Consider the following 13,638-nt stretch of genomic DNA (forward strand, 5'->3'; position numbering starts at 1 on the left):
CACTAACTGCCTCTACCTTGCGCGTGCGGACTGAGAGTCCACTGAGATAACGTTCGCCGATTCCCGAGAGTTCGCTGCGTCGTCATCTGTGCGAACGGCGGGATCGGTGTTGGCTTCGCCGGTGGCTCCACCGACCGAGGCCCCGCTCTCGGTCCCGGCCGTCGGATACGTCGACACCGGCAGTGGCCGACCGGGAAGCAGCACGTAGATCGATGTTCCTGGAGGATGACCGCCCGGAACTGTGTCTTCGACGCGCAACAGGCCGCCGTGGTTGAGCACCACCTGTTTGACGATGGCCAACCCCAGCCCCGATCCCGGCAGGGCCCGCGCCGTCGTCGATCGGTAGAACCGCTCGAACACCAGGCGCCGTTCGTGTGGCGGGATACCCGGGCCCACATCGGAGACGACCAACTCGGCATGCGACGGGTCGAGTTGGCGCATCCGGACACCGACGCGGCCGCCCGGCGGACTCCATTTGGCGGCGTTGTCCATCAGGTTCAGGGCCGCCCGCGACAACCCGGCGTTGTCGCCGTAGACCTGCCACGGGATTACGTCCACATCGAAGTGAATGTCGTTGCGGCGCCGCCTAACTCGCTCCAGGCTGCGGTCGATGACCTCGGACATGTCGACCGGTTCGTGTACTACCTGGCCTGCGTCGTCGCGGGTGAGGTCTACCAAATCGCCCACCAGAGTGGACAATTCCTCGATCTGCGCCAGCACATCCGAACGCAGGTCCACCATCTCCTGCTCGGGCAGCCGCGGCGCCCCCGGTTCCATGGACGCCATCAGCAGTTCGACGTTGGTCCGCAGTGATGTCAGCGGGGTGCGTAATTCGTGTCCGGCGTCGGTGACCAGCCGCGCCTGCCGCTCCCGCGACTCCGCCAGCGCCCGCAGCATCAAGTTGAATGCCTCAGTGAGCCTTGCCAATTCGTCGCTGCCGAACACCGGGATGGGACGCAGGTCGTCGGTGCGCGCCACCCGCTCGGCCGCCTCGGTCAGCCGGGCGACTGGCCGCAGCCCCGCCCGAGTGACCATGCCGCCGGCCACCGCGGCGACCGCGACCCCGATGCCGCCGACGATCAGCAGCACCCAGCGCAGTTTGGTCATCACCGCCTCGGTGGGCCGCAGGCTCTTGGAGATCAGCAGCGAACTGCCGTTGGGCAGGTGGATCGCCAGGATGCGCTGGTCGGAAGCGGTACGGCGGGACATGAACAAGTCACCGCGGATGACCGCCTTCTCCGGCTCGGCGACCGGCAAGGTCTGGCCCGGCTGCTGGGCGGTGTAAATCGAGTGGCCGGGGTTCACCAGCATCGCGTTGACGTCCGAGTACGCCGTGCCCTCGATGGCTTTGGCCGGGTCGGCGGCCAGCGACCCGCTGGCGATCAGCAGCTGCGCGCGGCTGTCCAGCTGGTTGTCGATGTCGCTGTAGAGCGCCGCCGCGATCACCGCGTAGACGGCGAACGCCATCAGCACGACAACCATCGCCACCATCGACATCGCCAGCAACATGACCCGCCACCGCAACGACAACGAACTGGGGGCTCGCAGGGGCGCGCGCCGACGTCGTTGGAACCGGATCATCAGGGCGGGGTCTCCCGCAGGACATAGCCGACGCCACGAACCGTGTGGATCAGGCGCGGCTCACCCTCGGCTTCGGTTTTGCGGCGCAGGTATCCGACGTAGACCTCCAGCGCATTGCCAGAAGTGGGAAAGTCGAATCCCCATACCTCCTCGAGAATGCGGCTTCGGGTGAGCACCCGGCGCGGGTTGGCGATCAGCATCTCCAGCAGGGCGAACTCGGTGCGGGTCAGGCTGATCCGGCGGTGCCCTCGGGTGACTTCCCGGGTCACCGGGTCCAGAGCCAGATCGGAGAACGTCATCGCGACCGACTCGGCGTCCTCGGGCTTGGTGCGGCGCAGCAGCGCCCGCATCCGGGCCAGCAGCTCCTCGAGGGCGAACGGCTTGGGCAGGTAGTCGTCGGCGCCGGCGTCCAGGCCGGCAACCCGCTCGGACACCGAGTCGCGGGCGGTGAGCACCAGGATCGGCAGGTCGTCGCCGGTGCTGCGCAGTTGCCGACAGACCTCGAGACCGTCCAGCCGCGGCATCATCACATCGAGCACGACGGCGTCGGGGCGGTCGCTGGAGATGAGCTCCAGCGCCTCCACCCCGTCATGGGCCAACTCGACGGAGTAGCCGTTGAAGGACAGCGATCTGCGCAGCGATTCGCGGACCGCGCGATCGTCATCGACGACAAGAATGCGCACGGCCACTAGTTTCGCCCTAGGGCCTGAGAGCGGCCTGAGAGGCGCGCCGGGTATTTGCCGAGATTAGCGTCGGTCGAGATCGATCAGGCCCAGGCGTGCCGCCTTGAGCAGTCGACGCGGCACCTTGTGCTTCTGGCCGGCCACGGTCACACCGACGAGCTCGGTCTTTTCCGCCTTCCACTGCGAGCGGCGGCTGCGGGTGTTCGAGCGCGACATCCTGCGCTTGGGTACGGCCATGGTCGGGCCTTCTCCTCGGTCTGGGGTTTCGGGTCGGTGCGTCGCGCGGCATGACCTCTGCGGCCGACGGCGACGATTGCCTTAAAGAATAGTCGGTGACCTGCTGGTGGCCAAAACGGGCGGTGCGGCCCGCGGGACTATGACGGGAGCGCCGGGACGGGCATCCTTGACGTGACACCGGCGGTACCCGCTAACCTACCGGGTGGTTGGTTGGTTGAGCACCGGTAATTCCCGAATGGAGGACGCCAATGGCCTCTGGTTCTGGCTCATCCCGGGCGGTCCGGATCGCGAACTGCTCCGGGTTCTACGGCGACCGGCTGGCGGCCATGCGCGAGATGCTGACCGGCGGGGACGTCGACTACCTGACCGGCGATTACCTGGCCGAGCTCACGATGCTGATCCTGGGCCGCGACAAGATGAAGCACCCCGAGCGCGGCTACGCCAAGACCTTCCTGACTCAGCTCGAGGATTGCCTGGGCGAGGCTCAAGACCGCGGGGTGCGCATCGTCGCCAACGCCGGCGGCCTTAACCCCGCCGGGCTGGCCGATGCGATCCGCGCCCTGGCGCAGCGGCTGGGCATCACCGCCCGAGTGGCCCACGTCGAGGGTGACGACGTGGCGCCGCGCGCACCCGAACTCGGGCTGGGCACGCCGCTGACGGCAAACGCTTACCTGGGTGCGTGGGGCATCGTCGACTGCCTGAACGACGGAGCCGACGTCGTCGTCACCGGCCGGGTCACCGACGCCTCGGTGATCGTCGGGGCTGCGGCCGCCCACTTCGGCTGGGGCCGCACCGACTACAACGAACTCGCCGGCGCGGTGGTCGCCGGACACGTCATCGAATGCGGCGTGCAGGCCACCGGCGGCAACTACGCGTTCTTCACCGAGGTGCCCGACCTGTCCTACGCAGGCTTCCCGCTGGCCGAGGTCAGCGCCGACGGATCCTCGGTGATCACCAAGCACCCCGGCACCGGCGGACTGGTCAGCGTCGACACCGTCACCGCGCAGCTGCTCTACGAGATCACCGGCGCCCGCTACGCCAACCCGGACGTCACCGCGCGGATGGACACCGTCGAGCTGTCCTCCGACGGCCCGGACCGGGTGCGCATCAGCGGCGTGGTCGGTGAGCCGCCGCCACCGACGCTGAAGGTGTCGCTGAACAGCATCGGCGGATTCCGCAACGCGATGACCTTCGTGTTGACCGGGCTCGACATCGAAGCCAAGGCCGAGTTGGTGCGCCGCCAACTCGAGGCCGGCCTCACCGTCAAACCCGCGGAGCTTCAGTGGACGCTGGCGCGCACCGATCACCGCGATGCCGACACCGAGGAAGCCGCCAGTGCGCTGCTGCACTGCGTGGTCCGCGACCCCGACCCCGCCAATGTGGGACGCCAATTCTCCTCGGCAGCAGTCGAACTGGCGCTTGCCAGCTACCCGGGCTTCCACGTCACCGCCCCGCCGGGCGAGGGTCAGGTCTACGGCGTCTTCAACGCGGGCTACGTCGACGCCGCCGTCGTGCCGCACATCGCGGTGCACTCCGACGGCACGCGCATCGATATCCCTTGTGCTACAGATACTTTGGAGCTATCACCCGCCACTTCCCCGGTGTTGCCACAACCTCTGCCGGCCGGGCCGACCCGCCGCGCACCCTTGGGCCGGGTCGCCGGCGCCCGCAGCGGCGACAAGGGCGGCTCGGCCAACGTCGGAGTCTGGGTGCGCACCGAGGACCAATGGCGTTGGCTAGCAAACACATTGACCGTAGAACTGCTCAAGGAGCTGCTACCGGAGGCGGCCGACTGCGACGTCACCCGTCACGTGCTGCCCAACCTGCGTGCGGTGAACTTCGTGATCGAGGGCATCCTCGGTCAGGGCGTCGCCTATCAGGCGCGGTTCGATCCCCAGGCCAAGGGGCTGGGTGAATGGCTGCGCAGCCGCCACGTCGACATCCCGGAAAGGCTTTTGTGAATATCTGGAATACCCCGGAGCGCGAACAGCTACGAAAGACGGTGCGCGCCTTCACCGAACGCGAGATCTTGCCGCACGTCGACGAGTGGGAACGCACCGGCGACCTGCCGCGCGAATTGCACCGGCGGGCCGGGGCGGCCGGGCTGCTCGGCGCCGGGTTACCCGAAGCGGCCGGCGGCGGTGGCGGCGACGGTGCCGACGCGGTGGTCATCTGCGAAGAGTTCCACCAGGCCGGCGGCCCGGGCGGTGTCTTCGCGTCGCTGTTCACCTGTGGCATCGCGGTTCCCCACATGATCGCCTCGGGCGATCAGCGGCTGATCGAGGAGTTCGTCCGGCCGACGCTCGCCGGCGAGAAGATCGGATCGCTGGCCATCACCGAGCCCGGCGGTGGCTCGGACGTCGGGCATTTGCGCACCAGTGCGGTGCGTGACGGCGACCACTACGTGGTCAACGGCGCCAAGACTTACATCACCTCCGGGGTACGCGCCGACTACGTCGTGACCGCGGTGCGCACCGGAGGGCCTGGCGCAGCCGGGGTTTCGCTGCTGGCTGTCGAGAAGGGCACACCGGGCTTCGAGGTGAGCCGCAAGCTGGACAAGATGGGGTGGCGGTCGTCGGACACCGCCGAGCTGTCCTACGTCGATGCCCGGGTTCCGGTCGCCAACCTGGTCGGCGCCGAGAACAGCGGATTCGCCCAGATCGCGCAGGCGTTCGTCTCCGAGCGGATCGGCCTTGCCGCGCAAGCGTATTCGAGTGCACAGCGGTGCCTGGACATCACCGTGGCTTGGTGTCGCGACCGTGAGACGTTCGGTCGCCCACTGATTTCGCGCCAGTCGGTGCAGAACACCCTGGCCGAGATGGCCCGGCGCATCGACGTCGCCCGCGTCTATTCGCGCGATGTGGTGCAGCGCCAGCTGGCCGGCGAGACCAACCTGATCCCGCAGGTGTGCTTCGCCAAGAACACCGCCGTCGAGGCCGGCGAATGGGTGGCCAACCAAGCCGTTCAGCTGTTCGGCGGCATGGGCTACATGGCCGAATCCGAAGTCGAACGCCAATATCGGGACATGCGAATCCTGGGCATTGGCGGCGGTACCACCGAAATCCTGACCGCACTGTCCGCCAAACTGCTGGGATTCCAATCATGACCGTGCTGCAGTCCACCCTCGACCCAAAGGCGTCCACGTACGCCGACGCGGCCGAAACCATGCTCGCCAAGCTGGCCGAGATCGACGCCGAACACGGCAAGGCGCTGGCCGGGGGCGGAGAAAAGTACACCGCGCGCCACCATGCCCGCGGCAAGTTCACCGCCCGCGAGCGCATCGAACTACTGCTGGACCCGGATTCGCCGTTCCTCGAGCTGAGCCCGCTGGCCGCCTACGGCAGTTCCTTCACCCTGGGGGCGAGCGTGGTGGTGGGCATCGGCGCCGTCGAGGGCGTGGAGTGCCTGATCGTTGCCAACGACCCGACCGTCAAGGGCGGCACCAGCAACCCCTGGACCCTGAAGAAGATCTTGCGGGCCAACCAGATTGCGCTGCAGAACCGGCTGCCGGTGATCTCGCTGGTGGAATCCGGCGGCGCGGACCTGCCCACCCAGAAAGAGATCTTCGTCCCCGGCGGGCAGATGTTCCGCGATCTGACCCGGCTCTCGGCGGCGGGCATTCCGACTATCGCGCTTGTCTTCGGCAACTCCACTGCCGGCGGTGCCTACATCCCCGGCATGTCCGATCACGTGGTGATGATCAAGGAACGCTCGAAGGTGTTCCTGGCCGGTCCCCCGCTGGTGAAGATGGCCACTGGCGAAGAATCCGACGACGAGTCCCTCGGTGGCGCCGAAATGCACGCCCGCACTTCGGGTCTGGCCGACTACTTCGCCGTCGACGAGCTCGACGCGATCCGCATCGGTCGCCGGGTGGTGACCCGGCTGAACTGGCGCAAGCTCGGGCCGGTGCCGCGGCCCGTAACCGAGCCGCTGTTCGACGCCGAGGAGCTGATCGGCATCGTGTCATCGGACCTGCGCATCCCGTTCGACCCGCGCGACGTGATCGCGCGCGTCGTCGACGGCTCCGAATTCGACGAGTTCAAGCCGATGTACGGCTCGTCGCTGGTGACCGGCTGGGCGACGCTGTGCGGCTACCCGATCGGGATTCTGGCCAACCATCGCGGTGTGCTGTTCAGCGAGGAATCACAGAAGGCCACCCAATTCATTCAGCTGGCCAACCGTTACGACACGCCACTGTTGTTCTTGCACAACACCACCGGATACATGGTCGGCAAAGACTATGAAGAGGGCGGCATGATCAAGCACGGGTCGATGATGATCAACGCCGTGTCCAACTCGACCGTCCCGCACATCTCGCTGTTGATCGGTGCCTCCTACGGCGCGGGCCACTACGGCATGTGCGGGCGGGCGTACGAGCCTCGATTCCTGTTCGCCTGGCCCAGCGCCAAATCCGCGGTGATGGGCGGTGTCCAGCTGGCCGGCGTGCTGTCGATCGTGGCCCGAGCGGCCGCCGAAGCCCGCGGCCAACAGGTCGACGAGGACGCCGACGCCGCAATGCGAGCCGCGGTCGAGGGACAGATCGAGGCCGAGTCACTGCCGATGGTCTTGTCGGGGATGCTCTACGACGACGGGGTGATCGACCCCCGCGATACCCGCACGGTATTGGGAATGTGTCTGTCCGCCATCGCGAATGGCCCGATCAAGGGGACGTCGAACTTCGGCGTCTTCCGGATGTGAGCCCCATGGGAATCACTCGAGTACTCGTTGCCAACCGCGGCGAGATCGCCCGCCGAGTCTTCGCCACCTGCCGCAGGCTCGGTCTGGGCACCGTCGCGGTCTACACCGAACCGGACGCCGCGGCCCCGCACGTCGCCGAGGCCGACGCCCGGGTGCGCCTGGCGAAGACCAATGACTACCTGAATGCCGAGGCCATCATCGCCGCCGCGCGGGCCGCGGGCGCCGACGCCATACATCCCGGTTATGGATTCCTTTCGGAGAACGCCGACTTCGCGGCAGCCGTCGCGGAAGCGGGCCTGACCTGGGTGGGGCCGCCGGTGAACGCGGTGCGGGCGATGGGCTCCAAGATCGAGTCCAAGAAGCTGATGGCGTCGGCCGGGGTGCCGGTGCTCGACGAACTCGACCCCGACTCGGTCACGCAGGCGCAGTTGCCGGTGCTGGTCAAGGCCTCCGCGGGCGGCGGCGGCCGCGGTATGCGGGTGGTGCGCGAGTTATCGGCTCTGGCAGGCGAAGTCGCCGCGGCCCAGCGCGAAGCGCAGTCCGCCTTCGGCGATCCGACCGTATTCTGCGAGCGCTACCTGCCGACCGGGCACCATGTGGAGGTTCAGGTCCTCGCCGACACTCACGGCACGGTGTGGGCGGTCGGAGAACGGGAATGCTCGATTCAGCGACGCCACCAGAAGATCATCGAGGAGGCTCCGTCGCCGTTGGTGGAACGCATTCCGGGCATGCGGGCCAAGCTTTTCGATGCCGCCCGGCTGGCCGCCAGCGCCATCGGCTACGCCGGGGCGGGGACGGTGGAGTTCCTCGCCGACGACGACGGCGAGTTCTTCTTTCTGGAGATGAACACCAGGCTGCAGGTAGAGCACCCAGTCACCGAAGAGACCACCGGGCTCGACCTCGTCGAACTGCAGCTCGCGGTGGCCGACGGCGACCGCCTCGATGCCGAACCTCCTGCCGCCCAGGGTCATTCGATCGAAGCCCGGTTGTATGCCGAAGACCCCGCGCGCGGCTGGCAGCCGCAGGCCGGCCTGGTGCACACCTTCGACGTACCCGGCAGCCGGGCACAATTCGCCTCGCTGGGGCAGCGCACCGGAATCCGGCTGGACTCCGGCATCGTCGACGGTTCGGTGGTGTCGATCCACTACGACCCGATGCTGGCGAAGGTCATCTCGTACGCACCGACCCGCCGGCAAGCCGCGTTGGTGCTGGCCGACGCGTTGGCCCGGACCCGACTGCACGGGCTGCGCACCAACCGAGAGTTGTTGGTGAACGTGCTGCGGCATCAGGCATTCCTCGACGGCGCGACCGACACCGCGTTTTTCGACACGCACGGCCTGGCACAGCTGTCGGCACCGCTGAGCGACGAAAGCGTAGTGCGTCTGTCGGCAATCGCCGCGGCACTGGCCGACGCCGCGCACAATCGTGCGTCGGCCGCGGCGTTCGCCTCGCTGCCCAGCGGCTGGCGCAACCTCACCTCGGGCTATCAGGTCAAGACCTACACAGACGACGAGGACAACGAACACCGAATCGAATACCGGTTCACCAGAACCGGATTGGTGCTCGCCGGGAACGAGGCCGTGCATCTGGTCTCGTCGGCACCCGAGGAAGTGGTGCTGGCCGACGCCAATGGCGTGGCATGCCGCTTCGCGGTTGCCCGCTACGGCCCCACCCTCGAAGACGTCTACGTCGACTCGGCGCGCGGGCCGGTCCATCTGAACGCGGTGCCCCGGTTCCCGGAGCCGGGATCGGCGGTCGCCAAGGGATCACTGGTGGCGCCCATGCCGGGAAACGTCATCCGGCTCGGCGCACAGGTGGGCGACAGCGTCACGGCCGGCCAGCCGCTGATCTGGCTGGAAGCGATGAAGATGGAGCACACCATCACCGCGCCGTCGGACGGCGTACTCAGCTCCCTGGCCGTCACGAGCGGCCAGCAAGTGGAAGTCGGCGCCGTCCTGGCGATAGTCGAAGCGCCGGAGAACGGCCAAGTAAAAGGAGATTCGTAAATGACCGATACCAGCTTCATCGAGAGCGAGGAGCGCCAGGCGCTGCGCAAGTCGGTGGCCGCCTGGGCGTCCAAATACGGCAGCGAGTACTACCTGAAAAAGGCGCGCGCCCACGAGCACACCGATGAATTGTGGTCAGAGGCGGGTCAACTCGGCTTCCTCGGCGTGAACCTGCCGGAGGAATACGGTGGTGGCGGCGCCGGAATGTACGAGCTGTCTTTGGTCATGGAAGAAATGGCCGCCGCGGGCAGCGCGCTGTTGCTGATGGTGGTCTCGCCGGCGATCAACGGCACGATCATCAGCAAGTTCGGCACCGAAGAGCAGAAGAAGCGCTGGATCCCCTCCATCGCCGACGGCACGATGACGATGGCGTTCGCGATCACCGAGCCCGACGCCGGGTCGAACTCGCACAAGATCACCACCACCGCGCGCCGCGACGGCAGCGACTGGATTCTCAAGGGCCAGAAGGTCTACATCTCCGGCGTCGATCAGGCGCAGGCCGTGCTGGTGGTGGCACGCTCAGAGGAGGCCAAGACGGGCAAACTGCGCCCGGCGTTGTTCGTGGTGCCCACCGACGCGCCCGGCTTCAGCTACACGCCGATCGAGATGGAGCTGATCAGCCCCGAGCGCCAGTTCCAGGTCTTCCTGGACGACGTCCGGCTGCCCGCCGATGCGCTCGTCGGGGCCGAAGATGCCGCGATCGCACAGCTTTTCGCGGGCCTGAACCCCGAGCGGATCATGGGTGCGGCGAGCTCGGTGGGCATGGGCCGCTTCGCGCTGGAGAAGGCTTCCGACTACGTCAAGACCCGCCAGGTGTGGGGAACCCCGATCGGCGCGCACCAGGGTCTGTCACACCCGTTGGCGCAGTGCCACATTGAGGTCCAGCTCGCCAAATTGATGATGCAGAAGGCCGCCACGCTCTACGACGCCGGTGATGACTTCGGTGCGGCCGAGGCCGCCAACATGGCGAAATACGCTGCGGCCGAGGCTGCTACCCGTTCGGTGGATCAGGCCGTGCAGTCGATGGGCGGCAATGGCCTGACCAAGGAGTACGGCGTCGCCGCGATGCTCGCCTCGGCCCGGCTGGGACGGATCGCGCCGGTCAGCCGCGAGATGGTGCTGAACTTCGTCGCGCAGACCTCCCTGGGCCTGCCCCGAAGCTACTGATGACGGGGTCTTTTCAATGACAGCCCTCGTCGAATACGCCGTCGCGGGACCGTTGGCTCGGCTGACGCTGAACTCACCGCACAACCGCAACGCGCTATCGACCACCCTGGTCAGCCAGCTGCACCAGGGTCTGCGCGACGCGGCGGCGGATGCGACCGTCCGAGTGGTGGTGCTGGGGCACACCGGCGGCACGTTCTGCGCCGGTGCGGACCTCAGCGAAGCCGGCGCCGGCAACCCGTTCGACATGGCCGCGGCGCGGGCCAACGAGATGACCGCATTACTGCGGGCCATCGTCTCCTCGCCCCTGCCGGTCATCGCCGCGGTCGACGGTCATGTGCGCGCGGGCGGATTCGGTTTGGTCGGCGCCTGCGATATCGCGGTGGCCGGACCGCGCAGCACCTTCGCGTTGACCGAGGCGCGCATCGGTGTGGCCCCGTCGATCATCTCGCTGACGCTGCTGCCGAAGCTGTCCCCGCGCGCGGCCGCCCGCTATTACCTCACCGGCGAGACGTTCGACGCGGCCGCGGCCGCGCAGATCGGATTGGTCACGATCGCGGCCGACGACGTCGACGCTGCGGTGGCCGAACTGGTCGCCGATATCGGCCGCGGATCGCCCCAGGGTCTGGCCGCGTCGAAGGCACTCACGACGGCCGCGGTACTCGCCGGGTTCGACCGCGACGCGCAGCGGCTCACCGAGGAATCCGCCAGGCTGTTCGTCTCCGACGAAGCCCGCGAAGGCATGCTGGCATTCCTGCAGAAACGTCCACCCAGTTGGGCCCCGCCCGCCGCCACCGACGATGCCGACCGCAATTAGGCATGCGTAGGAGGATGGTTGCGATTTAGCCAACCCTCTTGCAGCAAAAGTTGTAAGTCGTACGCTCGTGGATGATGAGCGATTCAGCGCAGCACGATGCGAAGGACGCGCGCGAGGATTTCTCGCGTGCGGCCGATACCGATCGCATACAAATCGCGCAATTACTCGCCTACGCGGCTGAACAGGGCCGCCTGCAGCTCAAGGATTACGAAGACCGTCTGACCAGGGCATACGCGGCGACGACCTACGAAGAACTGGATCAGCTCCGGGCCGATCTGCCGGGCGCGCCGATAAGCCCCCGCCGCGGCGGGAAGCAGAATCCGGCGCCCTCCACCCTGCTGCTCGCCCTGCTGAGTGGATTCGAGCGGCGGGGGCGCTGGAACGTCCCGAAGAAGCTGACCACGTTCACGCTGTGGGGCAGCGGGGTGGTGGATCTGCGCTACGCCGACTTCACGTCGACCGAAGTCGATATCCACGTCGTCTCGATCATGGGTGCGCAGAACATCCTGCTGCCGCCCGAGGTCAATGTCGAGATCCACGGCCGCGGCGTCATGGGGGGCTTCGACCGCGATATCGTCGGCCAAGGTACACCGGGCGCGCCGAAGGTGAACATCCACGGCTTCTCGCTGTGGGGCGGTGTGGGCATCAAGCGCAAAGCCCGCCGACCCCACGGGTAAACCCGCCGGACCTGTTAAGGGCGTCAAGGCTACTGGCATCGTTTCGAAAATGCGTGGGATTGCGTATCTTCGCAAAACCACGAAAACGTGCCGCCCGTCGACTAGCGTCCAGAACAGCGACTCAGGGGGTGCAAGCGACGCCACAGGGTTGGGCCCCGGCATATCGGGAAGTGCGTCGCACGAATTCCAGCGCAAAGGTGTATCAAGGCTGCGCGAAAAACGATGTGCCAACGGTATTTCCGCCCTCCCGAGCCGCCACGGAATGCCGACATCACGCACAGCGAGGCTGAAAAATGGTCGCACTGGGGAACATCAACGAATGGCAGCCGCCACACGGTCCGCTGACCATGTGGACTGCCGTACCGACGGCACATGAGGCGGCCCGCACCGCCCAGCGAAGCGCTCTCGCCCCGAGTTACCAGCAGGCACAACACCTCTGGGCCGCGTTCCACGGCAGGGCCATGGAAAGGCAGCTACCGCGGCTGATGGTCGTGGCCTGGGATATCGCGGGCAGGTGCGACATTCCGATTATGACGACGGCGGTCAACTCCCATGTCCGTCGCCATGACACGTATCACAACTGGTTCGAATTCGAGGACGGCGTGATCGTGCGCCGCCCCATCGAGGACCCGGAAGACATCGAATTGGTGCCCGTACCGTGGGGACATATGACCCCCGATCAGGTGCGCACCCATGTCCTGACGACGACCCGGGAAACGCTCGAATGGGGATGCTTCAGCTTCGGCATCATCCAGCACGCCGACTACTTCACCTTCTACGCCAGCGTCGACCATCTGCACATCGACGGCTTGTCCGCTGGCGTCATCTTCTTCGACATCCACCTGACGTATCAAGAACTGTCGGCGGGCGCGGCGCACCAGCCCGCCACGCCTCCACAGCTCAGAAGCTACCGCGACTACACCACGCGGCAGCGCGAGAAGGTTGCGGATCTGACCCTGGAATCGCCGGAGATCAAGGACTGGATCGCGTTCGCGCGCGACGCCGACGGTGATTGGCCGAGTTTCCCGCTGCCCCTGGGCGACACCTGGACCAGCAGCGCCGGCGACTTGGTGACCGTCGAGTTGCTGGACGCCGCCGCAACGGAGGCGTTCGATGCCGCCTGCATCGCGGCCGGCGCCCGGTTCCTCGGCGGCGTTCTGGCGTGCACCGCGTTGGCCGACTATATATTGACCGGCAACGAGATTCATCGCGGATTCACCGCCAGGGACACCCGGACCCAGGGCATCGACACGATGACGGTGGGATGGTTCGCAAGCATGGTTCCGGTCGTCGTGCCGACCGCCGGCGGCTCGTTCCCCGACGCGGCCCGGGCCGCCCAGAAGTCGTTCGATGCGGCCAAGGATCTCGCTCATGTGCCGGTGGAGCGGGTCTTGGAGCTCGCGACACCGGATGAGCTGGGCATCAAGCTGCCCTCGCAGCTACCGATGATGCTCTCCTTCCTCGACTTTCGTAAGATTCCCCTGGCCGGGCTGTGGGCAGAGACGAACTTCGGCACCTACGGCGACAGCCTGTCCCATGGCGGAGTGAACGTCTGGATCAACCGGCACGCCGAGCGAACCACGGTGACGATCTCGTTCCCGGACAATGAGGTCGCCAGGGAGTCGGCGCACCAGTACGTCGAGACCCTGAATCGGATTTTCGCCCGCATCGCCGGCAAGGCCCTGGAGCAGTCGAGTATCGTTGCGGCTGAGGTGAATTCGGGTGGCCTGTACGCCCTTTCCCCGACGAAAGACGACGACGAGGCGGCTTAGAAT

Annotated in this window: 11 protein-coding genes; 8 read left to right on the plus strand and 3 right to left on the minus strand. The window is 66.9% G+C overall.

Features of this window, described 5'->3' with window-relative positions; genetic code table 11:
• Positions 1-12 precede the first annotated feature (12 nt).
• The 3 genes from AAHS21_RS06590 to rpmF all read right to left on the minus strand — a co-directional run bounded on the left by AAHS21_RS06590 (position 13) and on the right by rpmF (position 2,501).
• A complete protein-coding gene (locus tag AAHS21_RS06590; RefSeq protein ID WP_342926884.1) occupies positions 13-1,581 on the minus strand; it encodes a HAMP domain-containing sensor histidine kinase in 1,569 nt (522 codons plus the stop codon).
• Positions 1,581-2,264, minus strand: a complete 684-nt coding sequence (gene mprA / locus AAHS21_RS06595; protein WP_096291346.1) for a two-component system response regulator MprA — start codon at positions 2,262-2,264, stop codon at positions 1,581-1,583. Before mprA ends, AAHS21_RS06590 begins: the two co-directional genes overlap by 1 nt.
• Positions 2,265-2,327: 63 nt before the next feature.
• The gene (gene rpmF / locus AAHS21_RS06600) at positions 2,328-2,501 is read right to left on the minus strand and encodes a 50S ribosomal protein L32 (RefSeq protein ID WP_066821168.1); all 174 of its coding nucleotides are present in this window, start codon (positions 2,499-2,501) and stop codon (positions 2,328-2,330) included.
• A gap of 248 nt (positions 2,502-2,749) precedes the next feature.
• Between rpmF and AAHS21_RS06605 the strand changes: the two genes are divergently transcribed.
• The 8 genes from AAHS21_RS06605 to AAHS21_RS06640 all read left to right on the plus strand — a co-directional run bounded on the left by AAHS21_RS06605 (position 2,750) and on the right by AAHS21_RS06640 (position 13,635).
• Positions 2,750-4,462, plus strand: a complete 1,713-nt coding sequence (locus AAHS21_RS06605; protein ID WP_342926885.1) for an acyclic terpene utilization AtuA family protein — start codon at positions 2,750-2,752, stop codon at positions 4,460-4,462.
• The gene (locus tag AAHS21_RS06610; RefSeq protein WP_342926886.1) at positions 4,459-5,607 is read left to right on the plus strand and encodes an acyl-CoA dehydrogenase family protein; all 1,149 of its coding nucleotides are present in this window, start codon (positions 4,459-4,461) and stop codon (positions 5,605-5,607) included. Before AAHS21_RS06605 ends, AAHS21_RS06610 begins: the two co-directional genes overlap by 4 nt.
• A gap of 2 nt (positions 5,608-5,609) precedes the next feature.
• A complete protein-coding gene (locus AAHS21_RS06615; RefSeq protein WP_342927106.1) occupies positions 5,610-7,199 on the plus strand; it encodes an acyl-CoA carboxylase subunit beta in 1,590 nt (529 codons plus the stop codon).
• Positions 7,200-7,204: 5 nt separating this feature from the next.
• Positions 7,205-9,205 carry a biotin carboxylase N-terminal domain-containing protein gene (locus AAHS21_RS06620; RefSeq protein WP_342926887.1) on the plus strand — a complete coding sequence of 667 codons (2,001 nt, stop codon included), beginning with the start codon at positions 7,205-7,207 and terminating at the stop codon, positions 9,203-9,205.
• Positions 9,206-10,372, plus strand: a complete 1,167-nt coding sequence (locus AAHS21_RS06625; protein WP_342926888.1) for an acyl-CoA dehydrogenase family protein — start codon at positions 9,206-9,208, stop codon at positions 10,370-10,372.
• Between the two features lie 16 nt (positions 10,373-10,388).
• Positions 10,389-11,186 (plus strand): enoyl-CoA hydratase family protein, encoded by a 798-nt coding sequence (locus tag AAHS21_RS06630; protein ID WP_342926889.1) that lies wholly within the window; start codon positions 10,389-10,391, stop codon positions 11,184-11,186.
• Positions 11,187-11,260: 74 nt separating this feature from the next.
• Entirely contained in the window at positions 11,261-11,863 is a 603-nt protein-coding gene (locus AAHS21_RS06635; RefSeq protein ID WP_342926890.1) for a DUF1707 domain-containing protein, read from the plus strand.
• A gap of 293 nt (positions 11,864-12,156) precedes the next feature.
• A complete protein-coding gene (locus tag AAHS21_RS06640; protein ID WP_342926891.1) occupies positions 12,157-13,635 on the plus strand; it encodes a condensation domain-containing protein in 1,479 nt (492 codons plus the stop codon).
• Positions 13,636-13,638: the final 3 nt, after the last annotated feature.

Source organism: Mycobacterium sp. 050272 (genome assembly GCF_039023525.1).
Classification (GTDB): domain Bacteria; phylum Actinomycetota; class Actinomycetes; order Mycobacteriales; family Mycobacteriaceae; genus Mycobacterium.